We start from the raw sequence: 17,802 nt of genomic DNA on the forward strand, positions 1-17,802 counted from the left end.
CCCGGGCGCACCTGATGCACAGGCCCCGCAGATGAACGTGCACTACGCCGAGGGGAAGGGCGCAGCCGCCCGCGCCGCCCTGCACGCTTTCCTGAACGCCCTGCCGGGACGCCCGGGGTTCCTGGGCGCGGAATTGCTCCTCTCCCCCGAGCAGCCGGAGCTGACGCTGGTGGCGAGCCGCTGGGCGGGCGAGGTGCCGCCGCTGCCGGTGCCGCCGGGTGCGCGGGCCTGGACGTTCCAGGTGCAGGCCAACCGGTAGCAGCCCGCGAGACGAGGGGCAGAGGCCGTGGTCATCTCACCTTGCATTCCGATGGACCTCGGATTACGATGCAATTAACTCAGCATCGCCAGCCGAGGTCACCCCCGTGACCCCGCAAGGAGCCCCATGGACGCCCAGCAGCTCAAAGGCCACCTCGACCTCCTCCTCCTCGCCACCCTCGAACGCGGCCCCCGCTACGGCGGCCAGATCATCGCCGACGTCCAGGCCAGCACCGACGGCTACTTCACCATGCGCGAAGGCACCCTCTACCCCGCCCTCCACCGCCTCGAAAAACAGGGCTTCATCCACGGCGAATTCCAGACCCTCCCCCGCGGCGGCAGCCCCGTCAAGGTCTACACCCTCACCCCCACCGGCAAAACTGAACTGAACGCCCAACGCGAGAAATACGACCGCTTCACCCGCGCCGTCCGCGGCGTCATCGGCGGGCAGGCATGACCCGCGACCAGTTCATCCGCCGCGCCACGCGCGGCCTGTGGGGCCAGAAGAAACGCGCCACGGCCCTGGAACTGCGCGGCGCCATTGAGGACAAGATCTACCGCCACCAGCTCTGCGGCATGAATGCCGCTGACGCTGAACGGGCCGCGCTGCGCGACCTGGGCAGTCCCCACGCCATCGCCCGCGACCTGAACCGCGTCCATACCGCACCCGCCGCCATCCGGGCCACCCTCCTGCTGGGTGTGGCAGGCCTGCTGGGAATGCAGGCAGTCGCGCAGGTTGCCTCCATCCGGACGGCCGTCAGTCCGGAATCACTCCAGACCAGTTGCATCCTGCCCAGCGAGACCGAGATCCGGGCCATGAGCACAACTGATCAGGCCCGGATGCGCCAGGCCATTGCGGAACAAGGCGGCCCGGCCGGCTATCTCGCCGCGTGCCAAAAGGACATCACCCAGTCCGGCGGGTTTGCCCTACTCCGCGTCAAGGACGTCTTGGACGCCCTCAAGGCTGGCGGCGTCGACATCGGCGATCAGACCGACACCAGTACCGCTTCGTTCACGGCCCCGCTGATCGCCTACATCGATCACACCCCTGGGCCGCTCTACTCCACAACGGACATCGGCGGCGAACGGTACATCGGCGGCAGCGACCTCATTGCCTTCCTGCGCCTCTCGACTGATCTGCCGCTTCGCCTGACTGGCCTGCGCAATCCCGTCCTACAGATCGGCACGGTCAAACTCCAGCTGGGCACGCCAGCCGTGCCACTGCTGACGACCAACCTCGTTGCTGGCGTCATCATGCGGGGCGGCCCCTTCGACCTGCCTCGTCCCGGTGACATGCTCGACTCAGACCGGCTCCCCCCTGACGCACCGCGCCTCGCTGTACCTGGACAGGACGGCGACCTGTACGCCGTGATCCAGAACTTCGAACGCCTCAAGGGACATGCCGGCGAGATGCTATTGGTTCGGGCCCGCAAGGCCGGCGCGATCTCCATTGCCTTTGAGAGCGTCTCACCAGCCCCGCGCACCGTCACAAGTCTCGCGGAATTGAATGCCGCCACCGCTAAGCGCGAGAACGCCGTGATGGTATACCGCGTAAACGCCACCGACCTGCAGCGCCTCTCCTTCGCGCAGGTGCCCGCTGGCCAGCTCCGCCTGCTGCCCAGGGGGAAACGATGACCGCCAGCGATCAGTTCATCCGCCACGCCACGCGCGGCCTGTGGGGCCAGAAGAAACGCGACGCGGCGCTGGAACTGCGCGGCGCGATTGAGGACAAGATCTACCGCTACCAGCTCTGCGGCATGAATGCCGCTGACGCTGAACGGGCCGCGCTGCGTGACCTGGGCAGCCCCCACGTCATCGCCCGCGACCTGAACCGCGTGCATACCGCACCCGCTGCTATCCGTGTCACGCTCCTGCTGGGTGTGGTCGGGTTGCTGGGCGTGCAGGCGGTCGCGCAGATCCCGGCAGTCGGGTCAGCGTTCCGGGCTAAGGATCTTCAGGAGTGTCATGTACTCAGTCCAGAGGAGGTGGCCAGCATGACGCCCCCTGCACGAGCCCGCCTGCAACGCCTCTATGCGCAGTACGGCGGGCCAGAAGGCCTGAACACACAGTGCCGCAAAGGAGCGTTTCTCTTCCCACTCCTGAGCGTCAAGGATCTGCTGGCCGCCATGAAAACCGCGAAGGTACCTGTGTATGCCGAAACCTCGACGACCAGTGCGCTCGTCCTCAAGGGAAGCCAGACCGGTAATCCTCAGATCTCCTACGTCACGGAACTGGTGGATGGACAGCCGTATGTGCCCAGTCGTGTGCTGATGGGGTTCGTGCGGTCCGTGACGGGCCAGCCGTTCACCCTGACCGGCCTGACCAACCCGGTATTGACTATTGGCGCGGCCCGCATTCCCATCGGTACCGCGCAGGCTCCGGTACGCACGGTGGACATCCTGGGTGCAGGTCTGGCCGACGCGCGCCGGACAGACACTTCGCTGCCCCTGCCCGTGAATGTGATGCCCATTGACTCGACGTTCCTGTTCGATCCGGCCGTCCCGCAGCTGGCCGTGCCTGGGAAAGATGGTGAGATTTTCGCGGTGGTGCAGAACATCCGGCGCCTGAACCAGAAGGCCTTCAATGGTGGGGATGAATCGGAGACGCTGTGGGTGCGCGCCCGGCAGAACGGGCATATCGCTTTCACGGATGAAGTCACTCCGAACGTCCGGGTGGTGAACTCCCAGGTGGAACTTGATCAGGCGACTGCACGGGGCGTGAAGGCGGCCGTCGTGTATCGCGTGAATACCACGAACCTCCAGCGCCCGGTGTTGACGGCTGTTCCGGCGGTGCAGGTGCGGGTGGTGCGGCCCTGACGACCTGCTTGCTTGGGGGGCGGTACGCTGCGGGCGTGCCGTCCCGTTCGTTTGAGCTGAGTGTGGATCTGCCCGTGTCGGGGGCGGTGGTGCTGGCGTTCCTGGTGGATCTGCGGCGTCACGTGGGGCTGCATGCGCTGATGGTGTCGGCCGAGGTGGTGGGTTCGGGTGTGGACGCGCGGGGCCGCTCGTGGACGGACTGGGTGGTGACGGACGCGCTGCCGCTGGGGCCGTGGCGGGTGCCGATGCGGTACCCGGCGCGACTGACAGCGGGGGACGGGGAGGTGTGGTCGGAGGTGCGCGCGGCGCTGGGCACGCACCTGAGCGTGCACTGGCAGGTGCTGGATCTGCCGGGGAGCGGGTCGCGGCTGGTCGAGGTGACGACCGTGACCGCGCCCGCGGTGACGCTGGGCTACGCGGCGGGGCAGGCGCGATCGGCGCATGAGCGGACGTTCGCGCGGCTGCCAGGTGTGCTGGCCGCGCGTTGATTACAGGGTGGGCAGCGCGGTTTCCAGGTCGTTCATGAGGTCGCGGGCGGTCAGGTCGATGCGGACGGGCGTGACGCTGATGAGGCCCGCCTCGACCGCGCCGTAGTCGGTGGCGGGATCGTGCGCGTCTGGGGCAGTGCTCATGCCGGCGACCCAGTGGTACTCGCGGCCTTCGGGGTCCTGGCGGGTGACGATGGTGTCCTCCCAGCGGTGCTCGCCGACGCGGGTGACGCGCACGCCGCGGGGGGCGGATGCGGGGAAGTTCACGTTCAGGAGCGTGCGGGGCGGCAGGCCGCGCGCCAGGATGGTCTGCGCGAGTTGCGCGGCGTACGCAGCGCCCGCCGTGAAGTCGTACTCTCCGGCGGGCGTGGCGCGCTGACTGAACGCGATGGCGGGCACGCCGAAACTCATGCCTTCGATGGCGGCGGCGACGGTGCCGGAGTGCGTCAGGTCGTCGCCGAGGTTCGGGCCGAGGTTGATGCCGCTGACAATCAGGTCTGGCGTGCCGGTCAGGTGGATGCCCAGCACCACGCAGTCGGCGGGCGTGCCGTCCACGCGGTAGGCGGGGATGTCGCCGAAGCCGGCGCTGGCGGTGTGCTTGAAGCGCAGCGGGCGGCGGATGGTGATGCCGTGCCCGACGGCGCTCTGTTCCACGTCGGGGGCGCTGACGATCACGTCCGCGAAGGTGCTCATGGCCTGCGCGAGGGCCTTGATGCCGGGACTGAAGATGCCGTCGTCGTTCGCGACGAGCACGCGGGGGCGCGGGGTGGTCATGCGGGTCAGGGTAGCGCGCCCCCGGTCAGGGGGAGGTGGCGCGGACGGTGGGCGGGCGGGCGTACGCTGGGGTATGGGTCACCTGCGGGTGTGGGCGCTGATTGGGCTGGGGTCGCTGGCGGTGGCGGGGGATTTCCCGGCGCTGACGCACGTGGAGCAGGTGCGCGCCGCGAAGGGTCGGCCGGTGGTGGTGCAGCGGGTGGCGTGCCTGGCGCCGGACCGGCCGGCGTTGGCGGCGGCGTTGACGCTGGAGGACGCGGGGCCGATGGCGTGGCAGGTGACGCAGCTGGCCACGAATGACGCGGGGGCCGAGGTGCTGGGGGTGGGGCGGAGCCTGCCGCAGATCGCGCCGCATTATCAGCGGTACGTGGCGCAGGGGCAGCCGGTGGGGCGGCTGACGTTCGCGGCGCTGCTGGGCACGTGGCGGCTGTTCGGGTTGAAGTTCAGCTGGGAGAACGTCACGTATCACTGCGCGCTGTCCTGAACTGGGCGGGGATGAATGCGTCTGAAGCTGCCTCCCACGCGGGCCGGGGGCGTGGATGCGACGGTGAGCGTCACAGGAGGCGTTGATCATGCTCAAGTCGCACCGCCCGCCCGCGCACGTCCTGGAGGACGCTGTCAGTGATCACGATGCGCTGGAGGTGGCCGCCGAGACCCTTCAGGGGCTGTTGAAGGCGGCGGAGGGGTCGCTGCCGCCCGCGCTGCTGGACGCCCTACATGGTGAGGGGGTGGGGCACCCGCTGCATCCGATTCTGGTGCACCTGCCGCTGGGCGGGTGGGTGGTGGCGGCGGCCCTGGATCACCTGCCGGCCCCGGAGCCGGGTGCGTATGACCGCGCGGCGGACGCGGCGCTGCTTCTCTCGACGCTGGGCGCGGTGGGGACCATCGGGACCGGGTGGCTGGACTGGTCGAACACGCGCGGCGAGGCGCGGCGGACTGGGCTGGTGCACGGCGCGCTGAATGAGGTGGCGTTCTTCCTGAACGTGGGCTCGCTGCTGGCGCGGCGCCGGGGTCGGCGGGGGCTGGGGAAGCTGCTGTCGGGCGCGGGCCTGGGGCTGGCGGTTGCGGGTGGGTTCCTGGGTGGGGAGCTGGTGTACCGGCATGGGCTGGGGGTGGGGCGCACCCTGGCGCACCGGCAGGGTTGACCGCGCACACTGGGCACGTGGGGCCGCGCTAGCATGCGCGCATGACGCTGCACCCGGACCTGAACTTCCCGACCGCGCATGAGCTGGACACCCTGAGCCCGGAGGTGCTGGCGGCGCGCATGAACGCCCTGTCGGGCACGCTGGGCGCGAGGCTGGGGATTGAGTTCACGGCCGTGTCGCGCGAGCGGGTGGTGGCGCGCATGCCGGTGGAGGGCAACCGGCAACCGGCGGGGCGGCTGCACGGCGGGGCGAACCTGGCGCTGGCGGAGGAACTGGCCAGCGTGGGGTCGTGGATGAACCTGGACCCGGCGCGGCAGGTGGCGGTGGGCGTGGACCTGAGCGGCACGCATGTGCGTGGCGTGACCGGCGGCTGGGTGACGGGTGAGGGCACCCTGGCGTACCGGGGCCGGACAGTGCTGGTCTGGAGTATCGAGATCCGTGACGAGCGGGGCCGCGTGACGAGCATGGCGCGCTGCACCTGCAACGTGATCGCCACGGGCGCGTAAGAACCGCCCCCCGCAACACGCGGGGGGCGGTATGGGCGGGGCGCTCAGCGATTCAGGGCGCGGCTGAAGCTCTGCGCGGCGCGCAGGCGCATGTCCTCAATGGCGGTCCAGTCGGGCAGGCGGCGGCTCAGGGCTTCCTCCGCGACCCGCTGGGCGTTCAGGTGGATGGGGTGGGCGGGGGCGCCCGCGTCGTCGCAGAAGCCCTGCACCTTGGGGTCGTACGCGACGCCACTGAAGGGCGTGTCGCTGGCGGCGGCCAGGATGACGGCGTGCAGGCGCACGCCGATCACGTAGCCACTCCCGGCGATGGCGTCGAGCGCGACCTGCGGGTCGCGGGTGCTGAGCACGTCGTCCGCGCCGAGGCTGTGGGCGGCCGCGTCGTCATGGTCGGGCATGAAGCTCAGGGTGGTCACGCGGCGGCCCTCGGCCTGCAGCTGACGCACGACGTCTTTCAGGGCCTCGGTGGCCTCGGTGACGTCGCCGCGCGGGGCGATGATCACGCGCTGCAGGTCGCGCTGCACGCCGGGCGTAGGCGCCAGGAGCAGCGCGGGGTCGCCGCCCAGTTCCGCGCGGATGCCCAGGGCGTCCAGGGTGTCCAGGCTGCCGCGATCGCGGACGATGACGGGCACGCCGCGTAGCGAGCGGGCCACGCGGCGGCCACCTTCGGGCGTCAGGGGGCCGATGCTCTGGTTGAACACGACCACGCGGCGGCGCAGCAGTTTCGCCAGGCGGATGACACTCAGGTAGTACGTGAGGTTGCGGGCGCTGGTCCTGTCCTGCAGCAGGCCGCCGCCGCCGGAGAGCACCACCTGTGAGCGCAGCAGCGCCCCGATCAGCGCGGCGGGCTGCATGCGGGCCTCGCTGTCGCAGTCGTAGGTGCGGGCGGTCTCCTCGGGGGTGTTGGAGAGCAGCAGGGGGCGCGCGCCGTACTTGCGCAGCTCGCGGGTGATGGCCAGCGCGATGGCCTCGTCGCCGGTGTTGCCGAAGCCGTAGTAGCCGCTGACGGTGACCTTCACGCGCGCGCCTCGGGGGTGGGGGCGTGGCCGTAGGTGCGCCACAGGTGCAGCGCCGCCCGGACGAGCTGCACCATGATCAGGCCGGCGATCAGGCCGACGCCCAGCCCCAGGAAGCAGCGCTGGGCGCTGATCAGCAGCGGCGTGTGGAAGTGACTGAAGGTGTTCAGGATGCTGGACTGCCCGACCACGCCGCCCAGGATCAGCAGCGCCCCGAAGTATCCGGGGAGCACGCCACTCAGGCCCAGGAGGCCCAGGGGGTGTCCGGCCATTTCCTTGAAGCGGGGGCGGACCAGGGTGTCTTGCAGGTCCTGGCGGATCTTGGCCTCGGTGTCGCTGACGCCCGCGCCGGTGGTGTTGCCGCGCCGCAGGAACACCAGGGCGAACACGCCCGCGGCGATGGCCATGATCAGGATGTCCCCCAGCTTGATAGGGGCGCCGTACACGTCACTGATGGTCTTGCGCAGGTCCTGGCGGGGCAGGAAGCTCGCGGCGACCAGCAGCAGCGGCAGGAGCAGGGTCAGGCCCACGCCGCGGAAGGGTTCGAGGCCCAGCACGCTGTCTTTCGTGGCGCCCAGCGCGGAGACGAACAGCACGCCGGTCAGGCTCAGGCCGGTGGCGATGAACCAGTCACTCATGCGCGCGCGGCGCAGCACGAGGCCCAGCGCGGGGAAGGTCACGGCGGCGATCAGGGCGACGCCGGCGTAGGGGTTGAATTTGTTCATCACGAGCGCCAGGAGGCCGCTGGCGGCCGCGGCGATCAGGCCCAGTCGCAGCAGCGGGAAGCTCAGGCCCAGCAGCAGCAGCGCGGCGACGGGGCCGATGAGGCTCAGGGTGCGCAGCAGGGTGTTCTCGTGGAAGGGTTCGATGACGGGCTGCGTGATCTTCACACCGGACTTGCCGAGCAGTTCGGTGGTGCGCCGGAGCAGGTCGTCGGTCTCGTTGATGGTGGGGTAGGGGCGGACGTACAGTAGGCGCATGCTGCGCTCGCGCGCGGCGAGGTTGTACTTGCTGGCCAGCGTGATGGGGTCCAGGCGGTTTTGCCAGGCGGCGTTCACGCTGAAGGTGCGCGCGCCGCCGTGCGTGGCGACCAGGGTGTCCAGGCCGCGCTGCGGGGTGGCCTCGATCAGGGCGGGGACGCGCTGGCCCAGGCGCTCGTTGATCTGCGCGAGCAGTTCGGGGGTGCGCGCGCCGATGACTTCCTCGCCGTTGAACAGGACGAAGGGCACGTCGGGCCAGTCCGCGCCGGGCTCGCGCACGGCGTCGTCCGCGTAGGGGCGGTAGACGGGCATCAGGCCGCGCGCTTTCAGCTGCTGTAGCAGCTGCTCGTCCGGCCCGACCGGCAGGAAGGTGGGGTCGGTGGGCCACTCGGTCCAGGTCTGCCCGTCCACCTGCACGGTGCGGGTGGGAATGGTGTAGCGCGCCGGGAGCGACTCGGCCACGCCCGGTTTCAGGGACCGCAGGTAGAAGTTGCGGGGACTGACGGCCGCGTCGCCCGTCTCGGCGCGCAGGTCCGCGCCGGATTTCAGGTACAGTTCGCCGCGCTGCGCGAGGTTCCCGATGACGTCCTCGTACATGCCGACACCGTTGACGCCGAGGCTTTGGTAGTGTGCGAGGAGTTCCTGCGGGTCGCGGCCGAAGCGGCGGGCCTGCGTGACGACCGCCGGGTAGTCCATGACGAGCGCGGCCGTCTTCTGCGACTGCTCGTAGCTGACGCGCCCGAACGCGAGGATCAGGGCGGGAATGGCGCTCAGGAAGATCAGGCCCAGCAGCAGCGGCGTCAGGGGGTGCCGGGTGGGGGCCGGGACGGTCATGCCGGTCGCGGTGGGCGGGGTGGGGTCAGCGGGCTGGGTCACAGGGCACATCCTAATTGCAGGGAATTGACCGGGTGCGGGCGCGGTCGGAACAGCTGAGCATGACGCCGGGCGGGGCCTGTGGCGTCATTCGAAAGTGCAGGTGGGGGACCCGGCTCAGATGGTGGTGCGGATGCGCGCGGCGAGCATGTCCAGCGCGGGTTCGTTCATGCCGCCGTGCGGGATGATGACGTCGGCGTAGCGCTTGGTGGGTTCCACGAAGCTCAGGTGCATGGGGCGCACGTACTCCAGGTACTGCTCGATGACGCTCTCGGGCGTGCGGCCGCGCTCCTGCGTGTCGCGCAGCAGGCGGCGGATGAAGCGCACGTCCGCGTCGGCGTCCACGAAGACCTTCAGGTGCATCCGCTCGCGCAGCGCTTCGTCGTACAGCGCGAAGAAGCCCTCCAGCACCACGACCGGGGCGGGCAGCACGGTGGTCGTGTGCGGGGCGCGGGTGTGGCGCGTGAAGTCGTACTCGGGCATGTCGATGGGCACGCCCGAGAGCAGCGCGTCGATGTGCTGGCGCAGCAGCGTCCAGTCGAACGCGGCCGGGTGATCGTAGTTGGTCTTGAGGCGCGCCTCGAAGGGAATGTCGTCCTGATTGCGGTAGTAGTTGTCCTGGTTCAGGACGGCCACGCCGCCCTGCCCGACGGTGTCCACGACGCGGCGGGTGACGGTGGTCTTGCCACTGCCGGAGCCGCCGGCCACGCCAATCACGAAGGGGATACTCACGCGGACCTCCAGGTGCCGGCGCCGCCCAGGCTGCCGATCAGTTGAATGCGGCGCTCGGCCATGCGGCGCGCGACCACGTGGGGCGCCTTGCCGTACTGCTCCGCGGCGGCCGTGATGCGCCCGACCGTCTGGTACACGCGCTCGGCTGCCTGATTCATGTCGAGGGTGGTGGCGGCAGCGATCAGCCCGGCGGCGTTGATGGCGAAGTCCGGCATATACACGATCCCGGCTTCCTTCACGGCGTCCTCGCCGCGGCGGGTCAGGGGGTGGTGTTCGCCGCCCGCAATCAGGCGGCACTGCAACCGGGGTACGTCGGTGCTGCGGATGGAGTGCCCATACCCGCAGGGGGCCAGGATGTCGCAGGGTGCGTCCAGGATCTGCTCGCAGCTCACCACGGTCACGCCGTCGAGGTCCTCGGCGAGCGCCTCGGCGCGTTCGGGGCGGTCGTCGGCGATGGTCAGGCGGGCGCCCTCGCGGTGCAGGTGCGTGGCCAGCGCGCGGCCCACCGCGCCCACGCCCAGGATGGCGACGCGCACGCCGCGCATGCTCTCGGAGCCCAGGGCGAAGCGCGCAGCGGCCTTCATGCCGCGGTACACGCCGTAGCCGGTGACGGCGCTCGTGTCGGTGTGCATGCCCAGCGTGGAGCGGGTCTCCTGCGCCACGAAGGCGATGTCACCGGCGCTCACGCCGATATCCTCGGTCAGGACCACGCGGGCTTCCATGGGGCGGATCTGGCGGCCCAGCGCGCGGAACAGCGCCTCGCGCGCGTGGGGATCGTCCATGCCGCACTCGGGGGTCATCAGGACGCAGGCGCCGCCGCCGTAGTTCAGGCCGGCCAGCGCGGCCTTCAGGGTCAGGCTCTCGGACAGGGCCAGGGCGCCGCGAATGGCGAGGTCCTCGTCCTGCTCGCGCAGGCGCACGCCCGCGATGGCGGGGCCCAGCACGGTGGAATGCACGGCCAGCGCGGCCCGCAGGCCGCTGGGTGCGTGATGAAGCAGCGTCAGGGCCTCGTGGCCGCGCGACTGCATCTCCTCAAGTATCTGCATATCACTCCTGTTGTGGCGCTGAGCCTGGCGGGTGGGGCCGCCCTCAGCGCGGGGTCGCCCCGCAGGGTAGCACCCCTTTACCGGGGCAGGTGGCCTGCCCTGAAAGAACGCTGTCAGACGCGCCGGGGCACGCTTGCTGTCATGCCCACATGTGCGCCGAGCTCGCATGCTTACGGTCCGCGGTGGCCGTGGGAAGAACACCGCGTCACGCCAACAGGAAGTCGCTTACAATGTGGCGCACAAAGGGGGAATTGAATGGATCGGATTGCTCCGCTCGCCAAGATTCTGGCGGAAGCGAACGGGATTGACTGGCAGAGACTGCAGGGTTCGGGTGCAGGTGGCCTGATCGTGGAACAGGACATCCTGAACTACCTGTCGCGCGTCATGAGTGGTGAGGAAGACCCGCCCAGCACACCCGTGGATCTGCCCCCGCCTGACTGGAACGGCGAGGAAGTCCCCACGGCCGACATGCTCGGCCGCGCCGGCATGAGCGCCGACATGCTCAGCCGCGCCGGGGTGGACACCGACCTGACGGCCTTCGTGGAACAGACGCGCGCCGCGGCGCCCAGCGTGCCTGCTCAACCCACCGCGAGCCTGGACGACGACGCCATGGAGTTCGAGCTGGAAGACGAGCCCGACGCGGCCCCGGCCCCAGTGGCCGCCACGCCGAGCTTCAGCGCCCCTACCTCCGAGGTGACGGCACCGGTCACCCCGGTCGCCGAGACCGCCACGCCGGAACCCGTCGCGGCGCCCGAACCCACCCCCGCCCCAGCCGCCGGCTGGAACTGGGGGACCCCGGCCGCCACCCCCGCGGCGGCCCCTGAGGCTGCTGCCCACGAGGCACCTCCGGCCTCGCCCGCAGTGGTGGAGGCGCCCAGCCTGTCCACCCCCGAGATCCCCACGCCCGCGCAGCCCGCAGCAGAGGTAGCGGCCGCCGAGCCGACTCCGGCCGCTGCTCCCGCCGCGGCCGGTGGTCTGGCCGCCGGACTGGGCAGCCTGCTGTCGCGCCTGTACCAGAAACCCGCCGAGACGGCTCCTGCCCAGCCGGAACCGGTGAGCAGCGCCGCGCCCGAGCCTCAGGTCACGGAGCCAGTCGCGGTGCCCGTACAGGCACCCACCGAGCCGGAACCTGCCCCGCAGGACGCCCCCGCCTGGAGCGATGGCCGTCAGGCGGACGACGCCGCGTGGAGCCAGCCGGCCGAGCCGGAGGCCGCCGTGGCCGAGGCGCACGAGGCGCCCGCCGGATCGACGACCGAACTGCCCGCCGTGGAGCCGGTCACGGAACCCGAGGTGAGCGAACCGGCCGCGCAGCACGTCATGCCGGAAGCGGCGCCCACCACCGAGGCGCCCGAAGTCAGCGAGCCCGAAGCGGCCGACGTGGTGGCCGCGGAAACCGAATCCGGCCAGACCGAACCCGCGGCCGCAGAGGTCACTGCGGCTGAGCCGGTCGCTGAGGAGCCGGCTGAACAGCCTGCCGCGGCGGCAATACCCGCCGCCGAGCCCGAGCAGGCGCCCGCAGCCGTCACGCCTGCACCGAGCGGCAACGCGGTGTGGTTCGGCGCCTACCTGCGCCGCGACGCGAACGTGGCGGCCCTGCACGACCTGCGTGATCAGGTGACGGCCGCGCTGGAACGCGACCTGCCGGTGGCGCTGCTGGTGGCGCGCGCGGCCGCGCGGCACGCGGACACGCTGGGCCTCAGCGGCGTGGCGATGCACACCCAGGACGGCGCCCGCGCAGCGGGCAGCGGCAGCCTGCGCGACGCGCTGGACGCCGGCGCGTTCGCGGGCACGCCAGACCTGCTGGTCGTGGACGCCGGCGCGATGGATCTGGATGACCTGCACTTCCCGCACACGACGACGCTCAGCGTGGGCCGCGTGCAGGATGGGCGCGCCGCGCTGACCCTGAACGGGGACGTGGACGCCGCGCGGGCCGCGCAGTTCCTGGCGCAGGTGGCCGGGACGCTGGAACAGCCGATCCTGCTGGTGCTGTAAGCCCGGCTTTATGGCCCGCGCCGTTCCCTCCGGGGGGCGGCGCGGGCCTTCCTTTGTTGTGCTGGCGCGGGCCGGGGCGCAGGGCGCACAATGGCGGGCATGGTGACAGCGATCGTGATGGTGCAGGCCGAGCGGCAGCGGGTGCAGGAGACGGCCGAGGCGCTGGCCGGGGTGCCCAGCGTGCGTGAGGTGTACTCGGTGACCGGAGAGTGGGACATCGTGGCGATCCTGAAACTCACGCGCTATGAGGATCTGGATGACGTGGTGACGGGCGGTCTGCGCAAGGTGGAGGGCATCGTGCGGACGCAGACGATGCTGGCCTTCCGCACGTACAACGAGGCGCTGCTTGATCAGGGGTTCGGGGTGGGCCTGGATGAAGCGCAGCAGCGTTGAAGGTCGGATGAGCGACTTTTAAGAAATCTTCATGCCGGGGAGTGCCCGGTGGGTTTTGTGACCTGCCCTACCTGAGGGCCCAGGGCGGGCGGGTACGTTGACCGCATGCGAAACCAACTGAAGCGCGCCGCCCTGCTGGGTGTGACCCTGCTGATCAGCGCCGCGTCTGCCAAGTCGATCGTGGTGGGCAGCAAACTCGATCCCGAAGCGCAGATTCTCGGGCAGATGATCGTCCTGACGCTCCGCAACGCCGGGCTGGACGTGACCGACAAGACGAACCTGGGTGATACCGGCGTGAACCGCAAGGCGATCCTGGCCGGCGAGATTGACGTGTACCCCGAGTACACCGGCAATGCCGTGTACCTGTTCCCGCAGGCGAAGATCAGCGCCAAGCAGGCTGGCAATCCGGGGACCATCTACGGCCTGGCGCGGCAGCTGGACAGCAAGAACGGCGTGACGTGGCTGAAGCCCGCGAACGTGAACAACACCTGGGTGATCGCGGTACCGCAGGCACTGGCGCAGAGTGCGAAGCTCAGCAGCGTCGCGGACCTCGCCAAGTACGTCAATGGCGGCGGAAAGTTCAAGATTGCGGGCAGCCCGGAGTTCTTCAACCGGCCTGACACCATGCTCGCCTTCGAGGCCGCGTACGGCTTCAAGCTGAAAGCCGAGCAGAAACTGGTCCTGGCCGGGGCCACCCCGCCCCAGACGCAGCAGGCCGCGGCGAACGGCACGAACGGCGTGAACGCCGCCATGGCGTACGGCACGGACGGCACGCTGGCCGCGCTGAAACTGGTCGCCCTGAAAGACCCCAAGGGCGCGCAGGCGGTCTACCAGCCCGCGCCGATCATCCGCTCAGATACGCTGAAAGCCAACCCGCAGATCACGGCCCTGCTGAACAAGACCTTTGCCACGCTGACTCAGTCGACCCTGCAGGGCCTGAACGCGAAGGTGGCCCTGGAGGGCCGCACCGCGCAGGACGTGGCGCGCGAGTACCTGAAGGGCAAGGGGCTGATCAAGTAATGAACCTCTTCCCGCGCTGGAACAAGCACCTGTCATGACGGCGCGGCAGGAGGGCGGGGCAGGGGCGCAGGCTCCTGCCCCGGCTGCTGGGGCGCGGCGGGACGTCCGGCTGGTCCTGTGGCTGACGGCGCTGCCCATGCTGGCCGGGGCGTGGCTGCCGTGGGTGCTGCTGCGCCCGAACCGCCTGGCACCCGGCGAGTACCTGGGGCTCCCCCCGGCCTGGCTGGTGGGGGTACTCGCACTGGCCGTCCTTCCAGCCCTGGTGGGCGGGTGGCGACGGGACTTGGTTTGGCTGCCCGCGACGCTGGCCGTGACCGTGGGCGTGTGGCTGCTGGGCGACCGGACGGCCGCGGCGCTGGTCGGTCAGGCGGAGTTCGCGCGGGCCAGCGCGGCCAGTGGCGTGTGGCTGTACCTGCTGGGCGCGGGGGTGGCGGCGTACGCGGCCGGGCTGGCGTGGCCGGAGAGGCGCTGGGTGGCGTGGTTGTGGCTGCTGCCGGCGCTGGCGCTGCTGGCGGGCGGGCACCTGGGGCAGTGGTCGGTGCTGGTCGAGGGCCGCAACGAGGGGCCACGCTGGGTGCAGGAACTGGCGCAGCACCTGAGGCTGGTGGGCAGCGCGCTGGGCCTGTCCGTGCTGATCGGCGGGCCGCTGGCAGTGTGGGCCTCGGGCCGGGCGCGCGTGGCAGACGCCGTGCTGGGCACCGCGAACGCTGTGCAGACCCTGCCCAGCCTGGCGCTGCTGGGCCTGCTGATCGCTCCGTTGTCGGCCCTGGCGAATGCCGTACCGGCCCTGCGCGCGGCGGGCGTCAGTGGGATTGGCGTGGCGCCGGCGCTGACCGCGATGACGCTGTACGCGCTGCTGCCCGTCCTGCGCAACGGCGTGGTTGCCCTGCGGGGCGTGCCCGCGGGCGTGGTAGACGCGGCGCGCGGCATGGGCATGACGCCCGCGCAGCGGTTCTGGCGGGTGCTGGTGCCGCTGGCACTGCCCGTGTGGCTGGGCGGCGTGCGGCAGGCGGCGGTGCTGCTGGTGGGCGTGGCGGCCGTGGCCGCGCTGATCGGGGCGGGCGGCCTGGGCACGTACATTTTCAAGGGACTTCAGAGTGCCGCGTCGGACCTGATCCTGCTGGGCGCCATTCCGGCAGCGCTGCTGGCCATGGCCGTGGACGGCGCGCTCAGGCTGCTGGAGGACTGGCTGGGTCGTCGCCTGGGGAGGGCCGCGTGATTGAAGTGCAGAACCTGGAAAAACGGTACGGCGACGCGTTCGCCGTGCAGGACCTGACGCTGACGTTCCCGGAGGGGCAGCTGACGGCGCTGCTGGGCCCCTCGGGGTGCGGGAAGACCACCACACTGCGGATGATCAACCGCCTGATCGAACCCACCGGTGGGCGCATCCTGCTGAACGGCCAGGACACGCGCACCCTGCGGCCGGAGGTGCTGCGCCGCGGGATCGGGTACGTGATCCAGCAGATCGGGCTGTTCCCGCACCTCAGCGTCGCGCAGAACGTCTCGACCGTTCCCGACCTGCTGGGCCGCGACCGTCACGCCACGGCGCGCCGCGTGGATGAACTGCTGGACCTGGTGGGTCTGGAGCCCGCGACCTTCCGCGACAAGCGCCCGGCAGAGCTGTCCGGCGGGCAGGCGCAGCGGGTGGGGGTGGCGCGCGCGCTGGCCGCGGACCCGCCTGTGCTGCTGATGGATGAACCCTTCGGCGCCCTGGATCCACTGGCCCGCGACCGCCTGCAGGACGCTTTCCGCAGCATTCAGCGTCAGCTGGGCAAGACGGTGATCATGGTCACGCACGACATTGATGAGGCGCTGCGCCTGGGGGACCGCGTGGCGCTGATGCGTGCGGGCCGCCTGGAGCAGTTCGGCACGCCGGACGACCTGATCCACCGCCCCGCGAGCGCCTTCGTGCGGGATTTCCTGGGCGAGGACGCCACCCTGCGCCAGCTGGCGGGCCGGCCCGTGTCAGCATTCGTCCGGGCGGGCCTCCCCTCTCCGGGCGCACCACGCGTGAACGCGGACCTGAACGCCCGCAGCGCCCTGAGCGTCATGCTGCGCGAGGGGCACGACACGCTGGAGGTCATGCGCGGCGAGGAGGTCCTGGGGTCGGTCCGCTGGCAGGACCTGCGCGGCGGGGACGGCGCGTGACGGCCCTGCGGGTGGGGCGCGCAGCGGGCCGGGCCCGCTGGCCCTGGGGGGCCGTGCTGTGGCCCATCCTGCTGCTGCTGGGCCTGCTGCCTGGGGTGCTGCCCGCCCTGATCAATCCGCTGCACCTGGGCGAGGTGGGGGCCTTCGATCCTCCACTGTGGCGCCTGACCCTCACGCACCTCGGCCTCGTGGCACTGTCTGGGCTGGTGGTGCTGCTGCTGGGCCTGCCGCTGGCTGTGGCCGTCACCCGGCCCGGCTGGCACGCGCCCCGGCAACTGGCCGAGACCCTGGTGGGTTTGGGGCAGACGGTGCCCACCTTCGCGATTCTGGCGCTGGCGGTGCCGGCGCTGGGTTTCGGCTGGGCGCCGACGCTGCTGGGCCTGATCGTGTACGGGCTGGTGCCGGTCGTCAGCAACGGTATCCTGGGCCTGAGTGGCGTGAATCCGGGCGTCCTGGACGCCGCGCGCGGTATGGGCATGACGTCCTGGCAGCGGGTCTGGCGGGTGGAGCTGCCGCTGGCGTGGCCGGTGATCATGGCGGGCCTCCGCACAAGCGTGGTGTACAACGTCGGTACGGCCACAGTGGGCGCCGCTCTGGGCGCTGGCGGCCTGGGTGAACCAATCATTAACGGCCTGTCGCAGCAGAACACCGCACTCGTTCTGTGCGGGGCGCTGCTTTCTGCCCTCCTGGCGCTGACACTGGATGCCTGGCTCGGCCTGCTGGAGGGCCGACCGGGACAGATGTCATGAGGGTCACTTTCCGCTAGAATGCGCCTCATGCAGCTTCGGTGGTCTTCCCTGTTCCGACCTGCACATGCCTTTTGGTATCTGCCTGCCTCTCCCCAGATGATGTAACGGCCCAGCCCCTGTGCTGGGCCGTTTTGTTGTGGGCTCTGGAAGGGCAAGGCGGTCGGCCCCACGCCGCCCGTGGGTCGAGTTCAGCGTCAGTCCAGCCCGCCTCAAGAGGTGACACCTTGAAGCAGACCGCCTTTGAACCCGGTGATCGCGTCGTCCTTCCACCATACGGAATTGGGGTGGTGAGCAGCGTCTGCCTGCGCCCCGTAGCCGGGGAAGATCAGGCCTACTACCAGGTGGACTTCCCAAACACGGCCAGCCGCGCCTTCGTACCGGTCGCCTCGCCGGACATCGCCGGGATGCGCGCCGCGCTGACGGCGCACGACATGCCGGCCCTGCTCGACTCTCTGAAGACCAGCCGCCTGAACCTGCCCCGCCAGTGGGCCGCCCGACACCGCCGCGTGACTGAGATCTTGGTCAGCGGCAACCCTTTTGAGCTGGCGATCCTCACCTGTGAACTGCGCCGCTGGAACGTCGAACGCGGCCTGCCAGACCTGGACCGTCAGGCGTTCCGCCGCGCGATCAAGCTGCTGGAGCAGGAGGTCAGCGGCCTGAGTGATTCCGGCGCACAGGACGTGCAGCAGCTGCTGGTGCACGCCTGGAATGAAACGCCACAGCTGGTGGCCGCTGACTGATTCCACACTACTCAGGGCAGGCCAGAAGTGCATCTCTGGCCTGCCCTCAGCTGTCCTGCGTCATAAAGCGCACCCCCGACGCTGGAGGCGTCGGGGGTGAGGAAGCAGAGTTGCAGTCAGCCCGTGGGG

General features: G+C 70.5%; 20 protein-coding genes. 15 read left to right on the forward strand and 5 right to left on the reverse strand.

Translation table 11 applies throughout. The features are described from left to right. Positions 1-31 precede the first annotated feature (31 nt). The 5 genes from IEY63_RS18515 (at position 32) to IEY63_RS18535 (ending at position 3,562) form a co-directional block, all read left to right on the forward strand. A complete protein-coding gene (locus IEY63_RS18515) occupies positions 32-259 on the forward strand; it encodes an antibiotic biosynthesis monooxygenase (protein WP_189070474.1) in 228 nt (75 codons plus the stop codon). Positions 260-385: 126 nt separating this feature from the next. After that, a complete protein-coding gene (locus IEY63_RS18520) occupies positions 386-715 on the forward strand; it encodes a PadR family transcriptional regulator (RefSeq protein ID WP_189070475.1) in 330 nt (109 codons plus the stop codon). Beyond that, positions 712-1,893, forward strand: a complete 1,182-nt coding sequence (locus IEY63_RS18525) for a hypothetical protein (protein WP_189070476.1) — start codon at positions 712-714, stop codon at positions 1,891-1,893. The genes IEY63_RS18520 and IEY63_RS18525 overlap by 4 nt, the downstream gene beginning before the upstream one ends. Further along, entirely contained in the window at positions 1,890-3,074 is a 1,185-nt protein-coding gene (locus tag IEY63_RS18530) for a permease prefix domain 1-containing protein (protein WP_189070477.1), read from the forward strand. The genes IEY63_RS18525 and IEY63_RS18530 overlap by 4 nt, the downstream gene beginning before the upstream one ends. 35 nt (positions 3,075-3,109) lie before the next feature. Continuing rightward, a complete protein-coding gene (locus IEY63_RS18535; RefSeq protein WP_189070478.1) occupies positions 3,110-3,562 on the forward strand; it encodes a hypothetical protein in 453 nt (150 codons plus the stop codon). Here the strand turns inward: IEY63_RS18535 and surE are convergent, their stop codons facing one another. After that, positions 3,563-4,336 (reverse strand): 5'/3'-nucleotidase SurE, encoded by a 774-nt coding sequence (gene surE / locus IEY63_RS18540; protein WP_189070479.1) that lies wholly within the window; start codon positions 4,334-4,336, stop codon positions 3,563-3,565. Between the two features lie 73 nt (positions 4,337-4,409). Between surE and IEY63_RS18545 the strand changes: the two genes are divergently transcribed. The 3 genes from IEY63_RS18545 (at position 4,410) to IEY63_RS18555 (ending at position 5,987) form a co-directional block, all read left to right on the forward strand. Then, positions 4,410-4,820, forward strand: coding sequence for a hypothetical protein (locus tag IEY63_RS18545; RefSeq protein ID WP_189070480.1), 411 nt, complete (start codon positions 4,410-4,412; stop codon positions 4,818-4,820). 88 nt (positions 4,821-4,908) lie between these two features. Continuing rightward, on the forward strand, positions 4,909-5,481 hold the full coding sequence (locus IEY63_RS18550) for a DUF2231 domain-containing protein (protein WP_189070481.1): 573 nt from the start codon (positions 4,909-4,911) through the stop codon (positions 5,479-5,481). A gap of 41 nt (positions 5,482-5,522) precedes the next feature. Next, a complete protein-coding gene (locus IEY63_RS18555) occupies positions 5,523-5,987 on the forward strand; it encodes a PaaI family thioesterase (protein ID WP_189070482.1) in 465 nt (154 codons plus the stop codon). Positions 5,988-6,031: 44 nt separating this feature from the next. On the opposite strand, the gene csaB is transcribed toward IEY63_RS18555, so the two are convergent. From csaB to IEY63_RS18575, 4 genes are all read right to left on the reverse strand, one after another. After that, the gene (csaB, locus tag IEY63_RS18560) at positions 6,032-7,003 is read right to left on the reverse strand and encodes a polysaccharide pyruvyl transferase CsaB (RefSeq protein ID WP_189070483.1); all 972 of its coding nucleotides are present in this window, start codon (positions 7,001-7,003) and stop codon (positions 6,032-6,034) included. Continuing rightward, the gene (locus IEY63_RS18565; RefSeq protein ID WP_373290934.1) at positions 7,000-8,865 is read right to left on the reverse strand and encodes a DUF5693 family protein; all 1,866 of its coding nucleotides are present in this window, start codon (positions 8,863-8,865) and stop codon (positions 7,000-7,002) included. The genes csaB and IEY63_RS18565 overlap by 4 nt, the downstream gene beginning before the upstream one ends. A 105-nt stretch (positions 8,866-8,970) precedes the next feature. After that, a complete protein-coding gene (udk, locus tag IEY63_RS18570) occupies positions 8,971-9,585 on the reverse strand; it encodes a uridine kinase (RefSeq protein WP_189070484.1) in 615 nt (204 codons plus the stop codon). Continuing rightward, entirely contained in the window at positions 9,582-10,631 is a 1,050-nt protein-coding gene (locus tag IEY63_RS18575; protein WP_189070485.1) for a Glu/Leu/Phe/Val dehydrogenase family protein, read from the reverse strand. Before IEY63_RS18575 ends, udk begins: the two co-directional genes overlap by 4 nt. Positions 10,632-10,886: 255 nt before the next feature. Between IEY63_RS18575 and IEY63_RS18580 the strand changes: the two genes are divergently transcribed. The 7 genes from IEY63_RS18580 to IEY63_RS18610 all read left to right on the forward strand — a co-directional run bounded on the left by IEY63_RS18580 (position 10,887) and on the right by IEY63_RS18610 (position 17,673). Next, positions 10,887-12,623 (forward strand): E3 binding domain-containing protein, encoded by a 1,737-nt coding sequence (locus IEY63_RS18580; RefSeq protein ID WP_189070486.1) that lies wholly within the window; start codon positions 10,887-10,889, stop codon positions 12,621-12,623. A 99-nt stretch (positions 12,624-12,722) separates the two neighbouring features. Next, positions 12,723-13,016: an Lrp/AsnC ligand binding domain-containing protein gene (locus IEY63_RS18585; RefSeq protein ID WP_189070487.1), complete on the forward strand. Its 294-nt coding sequence runs from the start codon at positions 12,723-12,725 to the stop codon at positions 13,014-13,016. A 105-nt stretch (positions 13,017-13,121) separates the two neighbouring features. Next, the gene (locus IEY63_RS18590) at positions 13,122-14,036 is read left to right on the forward strand and encodes a glycine betaine ABC transporter substrate-binding protein (protein WP_189070488.1); all 915 of its coding nucleotides are present in this window, start codon (positions 13,122-13,124) and stop codon (positions 14,034-14,036) included. Between the two features lie 34 nt (positions 14,037-14,070). Further along, entirely contained in the window at positions 14,071-15,255 is a 1,185-nt protein-coding gene (locus IEY63_RS18595) for an ABC transporter permease (RefSeq protein WP_189070489.1), read from the forward strand. Next, a complete protein-coding gene (locus tag IEY63_RS18600; RefSeq protein ID WP_189070490.1) occupies positions 15,252-16,184 on the forward strand; it encodes an ABC transporter ATP-binding protein in 933 nt (310 codons plus the stop codon). Before IEY63_RS18595 ends, IEY63_RS18600 begins: the two co-directional genes overlap by 4 nt. After that, a complete protein-coding gene (locus IEY63_RS18605) occupies positions 16,181-16,933 on the forward strand; it encodes an ABC transporter permease (protein ID WP_229784809.1) in 753 nt (250 codons plus the stop codon). The genes IEY63_RS18600 and IEY63_RS18605 overlap by 4 nt, the downstream gene beginning before the upstream one ends. A gap of 224 nt (positions 16,934-17,157) precedes the next feature. After that, the gene (locus IEY63_RS18610; RefSeq protein WP_189070491.1) at positions 17,158-17,673 is read left to right on the forward strand and encodes a CarD family transcriptional regulator; all 516 of its coding nucleotides are present in this window, start codon (positions 17,158-17,160) and stop codon (positions 17,671-17,673) included. Positions 17,674-17,802 lie beyond the last annotated feature (129 nt).

Source organism: Deinococcus radiotolerans (assembly GCF_014647435.1).
GTDB classification, from domain to species: Bacteria; Deinococcota; Deinococci; order Deinococcales; family Deinococcaceae; genus Deinococcus; species Deinococcus radiotolerans.